The 16383-nt window shown below is 60.9% G+C and carries 9 protein-coding genes, 1 tRNA gene and 3 pseudogenes; 7 read left to right on the forward strand and 6 right to left on the reverse strand.

The genetic code is table 11. From position 1 onward, the window contains the following. Positions 1–24 precede the first annotated feature (24 nt). From CUR85_RS04445 to CUR85_RS04455, 3 genes are read left to right on the forward strand one after another with little or no spacing between them, the layout of a single operon-like run. Positions 25–963 carry an aldo/keto reductase gene (locus tag CUR85_RS04445; protein ID WP_067263586.1) on the forward strand — a complete coding sequence of 313 codons (939 nt, stop codon included), beginning with the start codon at positions 25–27 and terminating at the stop codon, positions 961–963. Next, positions 960–1613, forward strand: coding sequence for a DUF938 domain-containing protein (locus CUR85_RS04450; protein ID WP_067263584.1), 654 nt, complete (start codon positions 960–962; stop codon positions 1611–1613). Before CUR85_RS04445 ends, CUR85_RS04450 begins: the two co-directional genes overlap by 4 nt. After that, on the forward strand, positions 1610–2398 hold the full coding sequence (locus CUR85_RS04455) for a glycoside hydrolase family 25 protein (RefSeq protein ID WP_136720551.1): 789 nt from the start codon (positions 1610–1612) through the stop codon (positions 2396–2398). Before CUR85_RS04450 ends, CUR85_RS04455 begins: the two co-directional genes overlap by 4 nt. Before the next feature lie 187 nt (positions 2399–2585). Here CUR85_RS04455 and CUR85_RS04460 read toward each other — a convergent pair whose 3' ends face one another. The 4 genes and pseudogenes from CUR85_RS04460 to CUR85_RS04475 form a co-directional block, all read right to left on the reverse strand. Further along, positions 2586–3296 (reverse strand): hypothetical protein, encoded by a 711-nt coding sequence (locus tag CUR85_RS04460; RefSeq protein WP_169306097.1) that lies wholly within the window; start codon positions 3294–3296, stop codon positions 2586–2588. Between the two features lie 32 nt (positions 3297–3328). Then, positions 3329–5818, reverse strand: a pseudogene (locus CUR85_RS04465) (GcvT family protein). Positions 5819–6251: 433 nt separating this feature from the next. Further along, positions 6252–7655, reverse strand: coding sequence for an FAD-binding oxidoreductase (locus tag CUR85_RS04470; RefSeq protein WP_067262984.1), 1404 nt, complete (start codon positions 7653–7655; stop codon positions 6252–6254). Positions 7656–7755: 100 nt separating this feature from the next. Beyond that, positions 7756–8740: pseudogene (locus CUR85_RS04475) on the reverse strand (2-hydroxyacid dehydrogenase). A 185-nt stretch (positions 8741–8925) separates the two neighbouring features. Here CUR85_RS04475 and CUR85_RS04480 point away from each other — a divergent pair. The 4 genes and pseudogenes from CUR85_RS04480 (at position 8926) to CUR85_RS04495 (ending at position 12023) form a co-directional block, all read left to right on the forward strand. Further along, the gene (locus CUR85_RS04480) at positions 8926–9405 is read left to right on the forward strand and encodes an SH3 domain-containing protein (RefSeq protein WP_067263001.1); all 480 of its coding nucleotides are present in this window, start codon (positions 8926–8928) and stop codon (positions 9403–9405) included. A 76-nt stretch (positions 9406–9481) separates the two neighbouring features. Beyond that, positions 9482–10473 (forward strand): annotated as a pseudogene (locus tag CUR85_RS04485) (NADPH:quinone reductase). A gap of 69 nt (positions 10474–10542) precedes the next feature. Then, complete coding sequence (locus CUR85_RS04490) at positions 10543–11886, forward strand: mechanosensitive ion channel family protein (RefSeq protein WP_067262993.1); 1344 nt, start codon at positions 10543–10545, stop codon at positions 11884–11886. A 62-nt stretch (positions 11887–11948) separates the two neighbouring features. Next, positions 11949–12023 (forward strand) — tRNA-Gln (locus tag CUR85_RS04495). A 1418-nt stretch (positions 12024–13441) separates the two neighbouring features. Here the strand turns inward: CUR85_RS04495 and CUR85_RS04500 are convergent. Continuing rightward, a complete protein-coding gene (locus CUR85_RS04500) occupies positions 13442–14764 on the reverse strand; it encodes an ATP-binding protein (protein ID WP_067264127.1) in 1323 nt (440 codons plus the stop codon). A gap of 431 nt (positions 14765–15195) precedes the next feature. Further along, positions 15196–16325 (reverse strand): IS3 family transposase gene (locus CUR85_RS04505; protein ID WP_156505796.1). Its coding sequence is split into 2 segments (ribosomal slippage): positions 15196–16082 and positions 16082–16325, totalling 1131 coding nucleotides; the frame shifts between segments, so codons are not numbered across the junction. Positions 16326–16383 lie beyond the last annotated feature (58 nt).

Here is a 16383-nt window from a genome sequence, read left to right on the forward strand (position 1 = left end):
CAGCGCACATGCCACCAATCTTGCATGACACAGATGCTCACCAGCCTTGATGGCACCCCCGCCAGCCGCCTCGCCTTCGGCACCATGCAGTTCGGCGGGCGCGCCGATGCGGCAGCCTCCCGCGCCATGTTCGACGCCTGTATCGAGGCCGGGATCACCCATTTCGACACGGCCCATGTCTATACCGACGGGGCGTCAGAGCGGCTGTTGGGCCAGTTCGTCCAAGACCGCCGCGAAAGCCTGATCATCGCCACCAAAGCCGCCTATACCGGCGGCGCGGGCCGGGCCAATATCCTCGCCTCTGCCGAGACATCCCGCCAGCGGATGCAGCTTGATACGCTTGATGTGCTCTACCTCCACCGCTTCGATCCCGACACCCCGCTGACCGAAAGCTTCGCCGCGCTGGCCGACCTGCAACAACAGGGCCATATCCGCCAAGTGGGCCTGTCGAACTTCGCCGCATGGCAGGTCGTCAAAGCCGCCCATATCGCCGCCGACTTCGGGCTTGAGATCGCGGTGATCCAACCGATGTACAACCTCGTCAAACGTCAGGCCGAGGTCGAGATCCTGCCGATGGCGCATGACCTCGACATAATGGTCGCCCCCTACTCCCCACTGGGTGGCGGGCTGTTGACCGGAAAATACGCCAAGGGCGGCACTGGCCGCCTGAGCGAGGATGACCGCTATGCCGCCCGCTACGGGCAAGAGAGGATGCACGGCGCCGCTGCCGGTCTTGCCGCCCTCGCGCGGGATCTCGGCACCCCTCCCGCAACCCTCGCCGTGGCCTGGGCGGCGGCCCATCCGACGAAGCCGACGCCGATCATCTCGGCCCGCTCCTTGGCCCAACTAGAGCCGTCGCTCGCCGCGCTGACCTACCTAATAACGCCGCAGACCTACGCCGCCATCTCGGCCCTGTCGCCCACACCGCCCCCGGCCACCGACCGGCTGGAAGAGCAGGCATGAGCCGCCTGCCCCCCAACGCCAGCGTCGCCGAAGAGGCAGGCGGCGACCGCCTCTTCGCCCCCGCCGCCGCGCGCAATCTCGACGCGCTTTGCGACCTGCTGGCCACCCACGCCCCGCCCCGGGGCCGTGCGCTGGAAATCGCCAGCGGGACCGGCCAGCATGTCGTGGGCTTCGCCAAACGCCTGCCGGGCCTTAGATGGCAACCCAGCGACATCGACACCGCCCGCCGCGCCAGCATCAACGCCTATGCAGCCGAGGCCGCTTTGCGCAATATCGCCCCCGCCCTGCCGCTCGACGCGACCGCGCCCGGCTGGGCGGGCGAACATGGCCCCTTCGACCTGATCATGCTGGCCAATCTGCTGCATCTGATCTCGACCTCCGCCACCCGGTGCCTGATCGAAGAGGCCGCCGCAGCCCTCGCCCCCGGCGGCACGCTGATCCTCTACGGCCCGTTCAAACGCGACGGCCAAACCACCTCCCCCGGCGATACCCGCTTTGACGCACAACTGCGCGCCGCCGACCCCGCGATCGGCTATAAAGACAATACCGAGATGGCCCGCTGGCTCAGCGATGCAGCCCTCAGCCCGATCGACGAAGTGGACATGCCCGCCAACAACCTCGCCTTCATCGCCAGAAAGCCCAGCCCATGATCCTCCGCCGCGCCTTGATCCTGTCGCTCCTCGCCCTCGCCGCCTGCGGCTCCCCCGGCAGCCCGCCCCCGGCCCCGCCCGGCGTGCTCTTCCCCGCTGCCTTCGGCGACAGCGATCCGGTGAGTTTCAAAGGCCGCACCCCCGCCGCCTACCCCGTGCACGGCATCGACGTGGCCCGTTTCCAAAACGATATCGACTGGAACACCGCCCGACGCGCGGGCGTGAACTTCGCCTTCATCAAAGCCACCGAAGGCGGCGACCTCAAAGACATTAACTTCGACAGCCACTGGCAAGGCGCGGGCCACGCCGCCGTGAAACGCGGCGCCTATCATTTCTACTATTTCTGCACCCCGCCCGAGGATCAGGCCCGCTGGTTCATCCGCAACGTGCCCAAGACAGGCGGCATGCTGCCTCCAGTGCTCGATATGGAATGGAACCCCTTCTCCCCCACCTGCGCCCATGTCCGCCCGCCCGCCGCCGACGTCCGCGATCAAATGCGCCGCTGGCTGCGCGTGGTCGAGGCCCATTACGGCCAACGCCCCATCATCTACACCACACCCAAATTCTACCGTGAGAACAACCTTAGCCGCTTCCGGGGGTACGACTTCTGGCTGCGCACCACCGCCAAAACCCCAGCCGAAACCTACCCCGGCCAAACATGGCGCTTCTGGCAATACAGCGCCACGGGCATCGTCCCCGGCATCGACGGCGACGTGGACCTCAACGCCTTCTCAGGCAGCCGCGCCGACTGGCAAAACTGGCTCGCCACCCGCGCCCTGCGCTAAAACCAACGGGAGGGCACCCCTCCCCCTCCTTCATCCTTTCTCAAATACCTCTGCGCCACCCCGCCGCAAAGGCGACGCGATCGGTTACCCCCCAAACCAAACCCCTCCAACAAAAACGCCACCCCGCCCGCTTCATCCTTTCGCAAATACCTCTGCACAACGCCCACCCCAGACGCCACGCCAGCCTTCACCCCCGCGCATAATACCGCGCCACAACGAACAGTCCGCCCACCAACAAAAACGGCAACAAGAATATCCGAAACACATGCACCCCCAGCACCGCCAAAAGCGCGCCGATCAACTCATCCGCGCGGCTCCAAAGGTTGCTGGCAAGCTGCCGATACTCCGTCAAACCCGGTTCTTCCTCACCCAAAGCCTCGCTGCCGCCGACATGCGCGGTGATCTCCTCGATCACCTCCATGTTCCGCAGATAGACCCCTTCGGTAAGCTGTCCCGCCAGCGGCTCAGACACCACCAAGGCAAGCGGAAGCGCCAACCCCAGAAACCCGCCATACCATGCCAACCGCCGGGGCAGCCCGGCATGACCGCGCTTGCTCAAAGCCCAAACCGCCAGCGCCACGGACAACAGCCCCAACCCAATCGCACTGACCGGCCCAAGCGCCACAGCGATCACCCCCGTGGCTACCATGACACCGAAAACCAGCCCCGCGATCCGCTCCACCGTGTCGTCAATCGGCTCCAACACCTTCAGTGGCCGCGCCGAGCTGGAGGCGATGAAGGACAGCCCCACCTCGATCTCCTGCGCGGTCGAAAGAAAAGCATTCAACGTGCGCAGCGTGACATAAGAGGCCGCCGCCGTGGTCGCCACATCCGCGGCATAGCCCTGCGCCGCGCCGACCACGGGATTGTCGCGCAGCAGCGCCGCCGTCAGCGCCAATACGCAGAAAAGTGCAAGCAGCCCCCGCCGGATCAACCGTCCGCCCGGATGCGCTGGTTCTTCGGATCATAGGGGCTGTCTTCGACCACCTCGGCCTCCCACAGTTGATCAAGCATCTTTACCTTCAGCCTCGTGCCTACCACCGCATCCTCGGGTTTGACATAGCCCATGCCGATGCTCTTGCCGAAGGCCACGGAATAGCCCCCGAGGTCAGACGCCCGGTCCGGGTCTCACCATTGTAAAGCACCTCACGGCCCCAAGGATCGGCATCCTCCGGCCCGTCGATCAGCACGGTCACGCATTTCGCGCGGATCCCGTGATCGACCATCGCCTGCTTCCCGTGAAACTCTTTGTTCAGGTCCACGAAGCGCGGCAAATCCGCTTCCAAAGGCGTCGCATCCCGGCCCAGCTCATGCCCAAAGGCGCGATAGCTCTTCTCCTGCCTCAGCCAGTTCTGCGCCCGCGCGCCGACCAGCTTCATCCCATGCGGCTTGCCGGCCTTCTCCAACTGGTCGAACAGATGGTTCTGCATCTCAATCGGATGATGCAATTCCCAGCCAAGCTCCCCGGTATAGGCCACCCGGATCGCGCGGACCGGCACCATGCCCAACTCGATGTCGCGCATGGTTAGCCATGGGAACCGCTTGTTGCCCAACACCGTCTCCGGCGCCGCATCCCGCACCAAGGCACCCAACACATCCCGCGACTTCGGCCCGGCAATCGCGAAGACACCCCACTGCGTGGTCACGTCATGGCACTCAATATAGCCGACCTCAGGCATTTTATCGGCAATCGCCTTGCGCAGGTAATCGCTGTCATAGGCCGTCCATGCCCCCGCCGAGACGAGGTAATATTCGTCCTGCGCCAAACGCACGATGGTATATTCCGTCCGCGTCGTTCCCGCCCCGGTCAAGGCATAGGTCAGGTTGATACGCCCCACCGAAGGCAGCTTGTTGCAGGTGAACCAATCCAGAAACGCCGTTGCCCCCGGGCCGCGGACCAGATGTTTGGTAAAGGCCGTGGCATCGATCAGCCCGACCCCCTCACGGATCGCCCGCGCTTCCTCTACGGCATATTGCCACCAGCCCCGCGCCGGAACGAGCGGCTGTCATGATCGCTAAACCCCTCCGGCGCAAAATAATTCGGCCGCTCCCAGCCATTCACCTGCCCGAATTGCGCCCCCCGCGCCGCCTGCCGGTCATAGGCGGGCGAGGTGCGCAGCGGACGGCACGCGGGCCGCTCCTCATCAGGATGGTGCAAGATATAAACGTGGTCGTAGGCTTCCTCGTTCTTGCGCGCGGCATATTCCGTGGTCATCCAATCGCCGTAGCGTTTGGGATCGAGGCTCGCCATATCGATCTCGGCCTCGCCCTCCACCATCATCTGCGCCAGATAATAGCCGGTGCCGCCCGCCGCGGTGATCCCGAAGGAAAACCCTTCCGCCAGCCACATATTGCGCAGTCCCGGCGCTGGCCCCACCAAGGGGTTGCCATCGGGCGTATAGCAAATCGGTCCGTTGAAATCATCCTTCAGCCCGCAATCCTCGGCCGAGGGGATGCGGTGGTTCATCGCCATATATTGCTCTTCGATCCGCTCAAGATCGAGCTGAAACAGATCGGCCCGGAAACTGTCCGGCACCCCATATTCAAACCGCGCCGGCGCGCCCTTCTCATAAACCCCAAGGATCCAGCCACCACGCTCTTCGCGCACATAGCTCTGCGCATCGGCATCGCGGATCACCGGATGCTCCCCGTTGCCCGCCGCCCGGTAATCGACCAAGACCGGATCGCGGTCCATGACGATGAACTGATGTTCCACGGGAATCGCTGGCATCTTGATGCCCAGCATCCGCGCCGTGCGCTGTGCATGGTTGCCGCTCGCAGTCACCACATGTTCCGCCGTGATGACGATCTGCTCCTCCGACGGCACAAGGTTGCCGCCCTTCTCGACCATCTTGGTGCAGGTCACTTCCCAATGCGTCCCATTCCAATGGAACCCATCCGCCTGCCACTTGCGCTCGATCGCCACACCACGCTGCCGCGCCCCTTGGCCATCGCCATGGTCACATCGGCGGGGTTAATATAGCCATCGGTCTGGTGATAAAGCGCCCCCTTTAAGTCCGATGTCTCGATCAGCGGCCACTTCGCCTTGATCTCATCGGGGGTAAGCCATTGATAGGGCACACCACAGGTCTCGGCGGTGGAAGCATAGAGCATATACTCATCCATCCGCGCCTCCGTCTGGGCCATGCGCAGATTGCCCACCACGGCAAAGCCTGCGTTCAACCCCGTCTCCGCCTCCAGCGTCTTATAAAACTCGACCGAATACTGATGAATATGGGTCGTCGCATAAGACATGTTGAACAAGGGCAAAAGCCCCGCCGCATGCCATGTCGAGCCAGAGGTCAACTCGTCCCGCTCCAAGAGCATCACATCATCCCAACCGGCCTTCGCCAGATGATAGGCGATCGACGTGCCAACCGCGCCGCCCCCGACAACCAATGCTTTGACTTGCGTTTTCATCTGCCAATCCCCCTGCGCTAGGCCCACTCCCGTTGTACGCAGCAGCACCACGCCCCGCAGGCAGCAGCCGACCCAACATCGCCAAAAACCGACCTTACCCGCTCCCCCAAAGCGCCACCTCAGCCCCAGCGCGCGCGCCCCCCCCAGCTTCATCCTTTCTCAAATACCCTGCACAACCTCTCCCACCGCACAACATCAAGGCAGACCACACCGCCCCCATCTTCATCCTTTCCCAAATACCCTGCACGCCCCCTCCCACCGCACAACATCAAGGCAGACCACAACGCCCCCACCTTCATCCTTTCCCAAATACCCTGCACAACCTCTCCCACCGTACAACATCAAGGCAGACCACACCGCCCCCATCTTCATCCTTTCCCAAATACCCTGCACGACCCACCCCGCCGCACAACATCAGGGCAAAACACCCAACTCACCCCGGCAAAATCTTCCCCGGGTTCAAAATATTCTGCGGGTCCAGCGCCGCCTTTAGGGTCGCCATCACATCCACCGCGGCCCCCAATTCCTTGCGCAGATAGGGCCGCTTGCCCTGCCCGATCCCATGTTCGCCGGTGCAGGTCCCATCCATCGAAATCGCCAGTTCCGCCAACCTGCTGACGAATGCCTCGCCGCGCGCGACTTCTTCGGGGTCGTCCATGTCGATCAACAAGGACGCATGGAAATTCCCGTCCCCCGCGTGGCCCACGATGGGGGCGATCAACTGCAACTCTTCCGCCCGCGCTTGGGCCGCCACCACGGCATCGGCGAGGCGCGAGATCGGCACGCAGACATCCGTGGCCACCGCCTTGCAGCCCGGTCTCAGCGCCAGCACCGCCCAATAGCCGTCATGGCGGGCCTGCCATAGCTTGCTGCGCTCTTCGGGGGTCGTCGTCGCGGCATAGCCGCTGCCGCCGAACTCTTCTGAGAGCATGCCAAAGGTCTCGGCCTGTTCCACCACGCCCGCCTCGGAGCCGTGGAATTCCAGCAGCAAAAGCGGCGTTTCGGGCAGGGTCAGCTTGGAATAGGTGTTCACGGCCTTGACTACATCGGCGTCCAAAAGCTCAATCCGCGCCACGGGCAGGCCGTATTGGATGACCGCCATCACGGTCTCGCAGGCCGCCTGTACCGTCGGGAAGGAACAGCGGGCCGAGGACATCGCCTCGGGGATGCCTTGCAGGCGCAGGGTGATCTCGGTGATGATCCCAAGCGTCCCTTCAGAGCCCACAAAAAGCCGCGTCAAATCATAGCCCGCCGAAGATTTCCGCGCCCGCCCGCCGGTGCGGATCACTCGGCCATCGGCCAGTACCACCTCAAGGCTCAGGACGTTGTCCTTCATCGTGCCATAGCGCACCGCATTGGTGCCGCTGGCCCGCGTCGCGGTCATCCCCCCGAGCGACGCATTGGCGCCGGGATCGATCGGAAAGAACAGCCCCTGATCGCGCAGATGGGTGTTGAGCGCCTCGCGGGTCACGCCGGGCTGTACCCGGCAATCCAGATCGCCCGCGTTGACCTCAAGCACGCGGTCCATCTGCATGACATCGATGCAAATCCCGCCCGCGGGGGCGTTCACATGCCCTTCGAGAGAGGTGCCCGTGCCGAAGGGGATCACCGGCACCCGATGGGCGGCGCAGATACGCACCGCCTGCGCCACCTCTTCGGTCGAGCGCGCCATGACGACCGCATCAGGCGCCTGCGTGTCGATCCATGTGGTGGTGTGGCCGTGCTGTTCGCGAATGGCTTGGCCGGTCAGCAGATTGTCCCCGAAGGCTTGTTGCAACTCGTCCAGCGCGGCGGCGATCCCCACCTCATTTCGCGGCAAATCTGCGATCTTGGTCACGTCTTATCTCCCAATAGTATCCTCACGCCGCAAAATCTTGCGGCGGTATCTTTGTAAATTAATCACACGAAAGGCCCGCGTTGCCGCAGCCGTCCGTGGGTCAGAGCATGGAGGGCACAACCTGATCCGGCGGGCGGTGGCCGTCATCGAAGGTCTTGATGTTGATCAGGACTTTCTCGCCCATCTCGATCCGCCCTTCCAGCGTGGCAGAGCCCATATGCGGCAGCAGCACGACGTTCTTTAGCTCGCGCAGGCGCGGATTGATCTCGCGACCATGTTCATAGACGTCCAACCCCGCGCCCTTGATATCGCCCGAGCGCAGCATCCGCGTCAGCGCGTTCTCGTCGATCACCTCCCCGCGGGAGGTGTTCACGATCACCGCGTCGGGCTTCATCAGACCCAAACGGCGGGCGTTCATCAGATGGAAGGTGCTGGGGTATGGGGGCAGTTGATGCTGATCACGTCCATCCGGCTGACCATCTGATCAAGGCTTTCCCAATAGGTGGCCTCTAGCTCGCCCTCGATCTCTTCGCGCAGGCGTTTGCGGTTGTGGTAATGCACCTGCATGCCAAAGGCCCGCGCCCGGCGCGCCACGGCCTGACCGATCCGGCCCATGCCCAGAATGCCCAGACGGCGCCCGCCAACGCGGCCCCCAAGAGTGCCGTGGGCGCCCAGCCGTCCCAATTGCCCGATTGCATCACCGCCATGCCCTCGGGCATGCGGCGGGTCACGGCAAGGATCAGCGCCATGGTCATATCGGCGGTATCGTCGGTCAGCACGCCGGGGGTGTTCGACACCAGCACGCCGCGCTGGCGCGCGGTGGCCACATCAATGTGATCGACCCCTGCCCCGTAGTTGGCGATCAGCTTGAGCCGCTCGCCCGCTTGGGTGATCAGCGGCGCGTCGATCTCATCGGTGATGGTGGGCACCAGCACATCGGCCTGACGCATCGCCGCGCCCAATTCCTCGCGGGTCATCGGCCTATCATCTTCGCGCAGGGTCACGTCAAACAGCTCTGACAGCCGTGTTTCCACGGCCTCTGGCAACCGTCGCGTCACTACAACACTCAACCGCTTCTTTGACATGCCTGCTCTCCCGGTCTTGGCGTCGCCTCGTTTCGCGGGCATGGTGTCTCATGCAGCGACGAGGCACAAGAACTCGCGCCGGAAAAAGAGCAACAATAACCCGCAGATTTGCACAGCACCGACCCACAGCAGTGAACCGCATAGCAGGCAATTCAATGATAACCGCTTTCTTTCGCAGCGCCCTGATGGTGGGCGCGCTGCTTTTGGCACAGCCGACCTCCGGCCTTGCAGAAGAGGCGCGTGGTCAGGTCACGAACCTGCCCCTGCCCCGTTTCGTTTCGATGAAAGCCTCCGAAGGCAATGTGCGCCGCGGCCCGTCCCTGTCACACCGGATCGACTGGGTTTACAAACGCCGCGACCTGCCGCTGAGGATCACCGCCGAACATGGCCATTGGCGCCGGGTCGAAGACCGCGACGGTATGGGCGGCTGGGTCCACTACTCGCTTTTGTCGGGCACCCGCACGGTGCTGGTCGAACAGGACATGCTGCAACTGCGCATCAATCCCGACCCCAAAGCCGCCGTGGTGGCGCGGCTCGAGCTGGGCGTCGTGGCCCGTCTGGGCGAATGCACGCTGGAATGGTGTGAGCTGCGCTCGGGCGGTTTTACAGGCTGGGCGCCCAAGGTGCGGCTCTGGGGTGTTGGCCCCAAGGAACTGCGCGAGTAGCGCACCCCTCGCCGCAATTGCATGATCCCGGCGCATGCGCCACTCTGCCCGCAAAACTCAAGCCGGAGAGAGCGCCATGCAAGCCATCACCTATGACCAATTCGGAGCCGCCGCCGACGTGCTGCGCCTGTCGAAGGTCGACAGCCCCGCCCCGCAAGCCGGAGAGGTCTGCGTCGCGCTCAGCCATTCGGGCGTGAACCCATCGGACGTGAAGGCCCGCGCAGGCACCCGCCCCGGCGTCAGCAAACCGCCCTTCCCGCAGGTCATCCCCATAGCGACGGCGCGGGAGAGATCGTCGCCGTGGGCGCGGGCGTCGATGCGGGCCGGGTGGGCCAGAAGGTCTGGATCTGGAACGGCCAGTGGCAACGCGGCTTTGGCACGGCGGCTGAGCAGATCACCCTGCCCGCCCATCAAGCCGTGCCCCTGCCCGATGGCGTCTCGTCCGAGGTCGGCGCGCAGCTTGGCATTCCGGGGCTGACCGCCTGCCACGCCGTCTTTGGCGGCGGCGGGGTGGCCGGGGAAACGGTGCTGATCCAAGGCGGCGCAGGCACGGTGGGGTATCTTGCCGTGCAACTGGCGAAATGGGGCGGGGCCAAGGTGATCGCCACCTGTAGCCCCCGCGACAACGATCTGCTGCGCGACGCAGGTGCCGATGCCGTGTTCAACTACGCCGACCCCGATCTCGCCGCCGCCGTGCTCGATGCCAATGGCGGCAAGCCGGTCGACACCATCGTCGAGACGGAGTTCGGCCTGAACATCACCACCGACACCGAGGTCATCGCCCCCAATGGCCGCATCGCCGCCTATGGCTCGGCGGCGGAGATGTCGCCGGTGCTGCCCTTCTATCCGCTGCTGTTCAAAGCGGTCACGATCGACATCATCCTGATCTATCTGCTGCCCGCAGGCCCGCGCGAACAGGCAATCAACCGGTTGCACCACGCGCTGGAGGACGGCGCCCTGCGCTGCCCCGTCGACACGGTCCTGCCGCTTTCTGAGGCCGCCCGCGCCCATGAGTTGGTCGAGGCCGGACAGCGCAGCGGGGCGGTGCTGCTCGATTGTCAGGGGTAACGCGCTAATTGGCCAAGCTGCCGCCCCGTCGCCCGGGGCGGTGGCCCATCCCGCTGACGGAGTTCCCCCATGCGCCTCACCGCCGCCCTGCCCCGCCTGTTTCTCTGCCTGCTGCTGAGCTGCGCGCTGCCCCTCACCCCGACCTTTGCGCAAACGAGCGACCAACCCGAAGGCACCATCGCCCTCGAAGGCGATGCCACGGCGGACGCCGCCATCGCCAAACGCATCCGCGCCATCCTGCGCGAGCTTGAGGGGTTCGAGAAGGTCCGCGTCTCTGTCGCCTCCGGCATCGTCACGTTGACCGGCACCACGCTCGACACCGCCAGCGCCGCGCGGCTGAACGATTTGGCGGGCCGTGTCGAAGGGGTGGTGGCGATCCGCAACGAGGTGCGCGAAAGCACCGATGTGGCCGAGCGGCTCAACCCCGCCGTAGAGCGTTTCCGGGACCGGATGGCGCAGGCCGTGGCCTTCCTGCCGCTGGCCCTGGTGGCGCTTGGGGTCTTTGGCCTGATCATCGTCGCGGGGCTGGCGCTGGCGCGGCTGCGCAACCCGTGGGATCGGCTCGCGCCTAATGCCTTTATCGCTGACATTTACCGCCAAATCATCCGGCTGGCCTTTGTCATCGCGGCATTGGTGGTGGCGCTGGATATCCTCGGCGCCACGGCGCTGCTCTCGGGCATCCTTGGCGCGGCGGGGATTGTCGGCCTCGCCATCGGTTTCGCGGTGCGCGACACGGTCGAGAATTTCATCGCCTCTATTATGCTGTCGATCCGCCAGCCCTTTCGTCCCAACGACACGGTCGAGATCGACGGCGACACCGGCAAGGTGATCCGCCTGACGAGCCGTGCCACGATCCTGCTGACCTTTGACGGCAATCACCTGCGCATCCCCAATGCCACCGTTTTTAAAAGCCGGATCACCAACTATTCACGCAACGCCGAGCGGCGGTTCACCTTTACCCTCTCGGTCGCCAGCGACGCCGATCTGGCCCGCGCCCGTGATTTGGCGCTGGAGGTGCTGAACGACCTACCCTTTGTCCTATCCAGCCCCGAAGCCGCCGCTTGGGTAGACGAGGTCGCCGATCACTGGATCAACATGCAATTCGCCGGTTGGATCAATCAAGAAAGCACCGATCTGCTCGCCGCCCGCAGCGAAGCGATTCGCCTGACCCTTTCGGCTTTCGATGCGGCGGGCCTCACCGCCGGGCCACCGGCCTATCAATTGATCTCTCATGGCGAATCGCCTTCGGACGGACCCATCGATTCGCCCCAAACGGCAGCCGCACCCACGAATCCCGCCGCTGTTCAGCCCGTCGAGCCCCAAACCGAGCGGGAATTGACCCGCATCGTCGCGCAGGAACGTGCCGAATTGCCCAGCAAAGACCTGCTCTCTGTTGATGCAGCCGAAGAATAGGCTAATTTCTTTAAAACGGGTCTTGCACCCCGGGCCAGAGAACTTTAGTTAGCGCCCTGTGTTGGGATGTAGCCAAGTGGTAAGGCAACTGTTTTTGGTACAGTGTACCGTAGGTTCGAATCCTACCATCCCAGCCATCACTCTCCCCGTCAGGTAGATAAGACACCCCGACCACCCGTAGGTCTCGGAGTGCCCCAGTTTAGTGCCCCACCGTTGACACACCTATAGCGGGTGCTGCGGGTGTGCCCCTCCCAGTTGACGGGAGAGGCGGGTTAGTGGGTTTTAAGTCGAGGTAGACTGCATAGCCACGGGCTAGAAGGCTCCCCAGTCAACACCGTTAGCGCGCCGATCAAACTCATCGTACAGGTTTATTCTCTTCGTTCATAAATTCTCCTAACGAAACGCCAGAAATGCCCTAAATTTGTGGGCTTCGGCAAAGTAAAATGGGAAATGTCGAGTCAGCATAAAACGAGATGCCCCCTGCCTAATGAGCAGGAACCTTAACTGACTTCGGATAAGAAGCGTGGAAGATACTCAACAATATGAGCTATCTCATCATAAGCCGCTTCGTTCCAAATTCCTATATAGACAGTTCGACGACAAATGCAACCGCCTAGCTGCCAATCGCGATCAAGTCGTTCGCCATCGGTTTCATAACCGGCGCTGCATCAACCCGGATCATCTGACTATCGGTGACCGGAGAGATAACCTGTACGATGAGTTTGATCGGCGCGCTAACGGTGTTGACTGGGGAGCCTTCTAGCCCGTGGCTATGCAGTCTACCTCGACTTAAAACCCACTAACCCGCCTCTCCCGTCAACTGGGAGGGGCACACCCGCAGCACCCGCTATAGGTGTGTCAACGGTGGGGCACTAAACTGGGGCACTCCGAGACCTACGGGTGGTCGGGGTGTCTTATCTACCTGACGGGGAGAGTGTTGGCTGGGATGGTAGGAACCCTTGCGTTTCGTTGTTTTGAATCACCTTTTCTACTCAACCAACAAAACTGGGGCAAAAGATGGGGCGGTTTAGGCCCTAGCCTCCCCGTGACAACCAGCCCAAAGCCACCTCCCGCTCTCAAGTTGGTAACGGTGTCCCCGTGAGCCTCGTTACGTCCTCTCGCCCAACCTCCCTGTTCAACAGACAATAGGCATATCCCCCGACGATTAGGATTGAGATCAGACCTACGGCAATTGCCACCTCTCGGGCTACAGGGACACCTGAGATGACGATCAACGCCCCTTTTGATACTCCTGCATTGACTGCGAGAGCCTCAATTACTGGAAGCCCGGCGATCTTACCTACAAGGGCACTATTCATCGCACCAGCCCCGGAACCGACTGCTGAGAACGCTGATACTAGCCCCGGGCTAATGGCCGCAGATGTCTCAGAAACGATAATTAACGCCCCGCTAGCAGTCTTCATCGCGAGGAAGCTGGATGTGGTGGCGGTGCCCAGCAGAGCGCCGGTGAAGGCTCCTACCGTTGCTCCAGCAGCGCCGACTATGCCCGTAGCGATCAAGGAAGCGGTACCTGAGACAGTTGAGTATCAAGAGACTATTTTCGCAATCGAACATAAGCCCGGAACACTGGATCAAGGAATTCATATGTCCCACGCTGATCATGCTTACGCACAAGCGCGGGACCATATTTTTTATCAATTAGCCTAGGAACAAGTTGATCCATATACTCAATGTCGAGCTCTTGCGCTGTTGTTCTGATGGCCTTTAGGCTAATTCCGCCTTCTACATCATCGAGCGAAACGTTTTCTTCAGCTAGCAATGTTAGAAGTAGAGCTCGACTGTTGCTGTCGCCGACAGCCCTCTGGTATTTCCTTTCAAGATGAGGGAAAGCCCGACCAGATGAAATCTCCTCGAGAACATCATTAAGGGTTCCAATCTCAATATTGTTTGTTCCAGTTAAATTCCCTTGTTCTACGCAACGCTTTCCTATTAGCTGTGTAAAATAGGGGTAACCCATAGATATATCAAATATCTTACTTATAACCTCATCACTAAAGACCAGCTTTCCATGATACGCAGCGCTTGCTCTTCGAAAAATTAGAGCGGTTTCATCTAAGGCCATTGGCTTAACATGTGCGTAGCCCTGTTCGATCAAGCGCTCAACCGATCCATGGTCTTCCACCAGGCTACTCAAATCGTCTGCGATACCTGATATAGCAAACTTCAGTTTTGAAGAGCTTAGCGACTTGATTAGCGACCCGATACCGGACTTATCTTCGATAACATCAAATTCATCTAGGAATATTATTAACCCATCGCGCTTTCGCCACCACCGATTATTGTGTTCAACGACAGAGCTGCAAAAATTCCGAAATGTCTGTATGATGTCTGCCTTTAGGCTAGCGGCATATTTTTCAGCGTCGTGGCCTTTTCCGCCCCACTTCAGCACCTTTAAATCCAGAGACGCACTTTCTTCTTGCGCTCTCGAAAACTCGACCAGTTCTTTTCCTTTGTCTGGAACGAGGCGAAGCAGTCCATCTACTGCGTCAGTGTCAGTGCATATCCGCAGCAAAAGCTCTTGGATATTACTTATCTGGGAGTCGCAAGTATAGAATACAGTGTAGTACTTTTTGGGGTCTTTTGGAACCAGGTGTGCCAACCCTGATCGTTCAGCAATCTCATAGTCACCTGTCGACATCAGCTGGATTTGCCGAAGAAGAGAAGACTTTCCTACCCCTCTTTTTCCAAAGACGGTGACAAGGCTTGAAGTCGTGTTTATGGCGCGAACAGAGTTTTCGATGAGGTCTGCCCTTCCGACAAATCTGTTTGGGTCCGTAATCACCGCAGATGTGAAACCGATCTCTGGATCAAGAAATTCGAAGTGGCTAGGCATTATTAACCTCCCGCCCTGCGGCATTATCTGTGCATTTTGTTATCAATTGTGGGAAGTATTACCCGTATCTTGTGCTCTTGGAAACCCTTGCGGTCCCTAATTGATCATGGTGAGCTCAGCCCCCAAAGATCTTGCTGAGAGACTGCAGGTATCAGCATTTAGTCCTCCGCTGAACCGAGAGAAATTGCGTATCTAAATCGATAGAAATCGATGGAGATTTGTGATGCTTTCACAATTACTTAGAAGTACCTTTACTTCGGCGAAGCTCCGTAAAAGACGGGTCGTTCTCGGTAGCTGCCAGTTAATACCGGTCTTGTTCTTGTTTTGCATTTTTGGGCTAGACTAAAAAATGGAGCATGAACTGAAAGAAGGCACCCTCGTCGTAATCCGTGCGCTCGACGACATCCCCGAGCACCTTGGACCTGTCGCGTTTTTGTGCCGCCCCACGTGCTCGTTTAGGCCACTTTCCTTTCGAAAGCGACCGGGATTTTCCAACCCAGTGCTGAGTGCCGCCTTCGCGGATTGTAGAAGCCGTTGATGTATTGGAAGATGGCCAGCTCTGCTTCTCTTCGCGTATGCCATGGTCTCCGCCAGATCAGCTCTGCCTTGATCGTCTTGAAGAAGGTCTCGACGGCAGAGTTGTCATAACAATTGCCCTTGCCGCTCATCGATACCATGAACCCATGGTGGCGCAGAAGCTTCTGGTAGTCGTGCGAACAATATTGCGACCCACGATCGGTGTGATGGATGCAGCCCTTGGGCGGCTGCCGCAGCGCAACAGCCATTTTCAATGCCCGGATTGCCAGGTCGCGCTTCATCCGGTTGCTCACCGCCCAACCGATCACCCGGCGTGAATGCAGATCGAGGATAACCGCGAGATACAACCACCCTTCACGGGTCCACACATAGCTGATGTCACCTGCCCACTTCTGATTGGGTCCCTCCGCCTGGAAGTCACGGTTCAGCAGGTTGGGCGCAATGTTGAAGGCGTGATTACTATCCGTTGTCACCTTGTATCTCTTCGATCTCTCGACCCGTATGCCATTCTCACGCATCAATCTGCCAACCCGACGATGGCCGACATTCAAGCCCAGCTCTTTCAATTCTTCCGTCATCCTCGGTCGTCCATAGCTGCCCAAGCTTAGACGGGATTGCTCCTTGATGTGGGCCAGCACGACCATGTCAGTCCTCTGTCTTTGGCTGGCAGGGCGGTTGCGATAGGCGCGCAGGCCGCGTGAGCTGACACCCAGCACGTCACACATCCGCTTGGCGCAGAAGGCGTGACGGAGTTCTTCGATGAACCGAAACCTCATGGCTTTTGCCCCGCGAAGAACTGCGTTGCCTTTTTTAGAATCTCCCTCTCCTCCTTGAGAATGCGGTTCTCTCGCCGAAGCCGTTCATTCTCCCGGGCAAGTTCCAAGTCCTTGTCAGGCACCACATTGGTGTCACGATGCGCCGTCACCCACTTGTTCAGCGTCGATAAGCCAATATCCAAATCTGAGGCAACTTGCCTGCGTGTCAGCCCGCTTGTCAGCGCGATCCGCACCGCATCAGCGCGGAATTCGTCCGTGCGTTTCGTTCCCATAGTTCGTCTCCTTTGCTGCAATAAATGCTATCAAAGGAGCGGCATCAAACCGTGACAC

It is taken from the genome of Sulfitobacter faviae (assembly GCF_029870955.1).
GTDB lineage: Bacteria > Pseudomonadota > Alphaproteobacteria > Rhodobacterales > Rhodobacteraceae > Sulfitobacter > Sulfitobacter faviae.

Bases quoted from the DNA above. Each gene is read 5' to 3' on its own strand.
- CUR85_RS04490 (WP_067262993.1), top strand. From the start codon at position 10,543: ATGCGCCTCACCGCCGCCCTGCCCCGCCTGTTTCTCTGCCTGCTGCTG.
- CUR85_RS04455 (WP_136720551.1), top strand. From the start codon at position 1,610: ATGATCCTCCGCCGCGCCTTGATCCTGTCGCTCCTCGCCCTCGCCGCC.
- CUR85_RS04445 (WP_067263586.1), top strand. From the start codon at position 25: ATGACACAGATGCTCACCAGCCTTGATGGCACCCCCGCCAGCCGCCTC.
- CUR85_RS04500 (WP_067264127.1), bottom strand. From the start codon at position 14,764: ATGCCGCAGGGCGGGAGGTTAATAATGCCTAGCCACTTCGAATTTCTT.
- CUR85_RS04450 (WP_067263584.1), top strand. From the start codon at position 960: ATGAGCCGCCTGCCCCCCAACGCCAGCGTCGCCGAAGAGGCAGGCGGC.
- CUR85_RS04480 (WP_067263001.1), top strand. From the start codon at position 8,926: ATGGTGGGCGCGCTGCTTTTGGCACAGCCGACCTCCGGCCTTGCAGAA.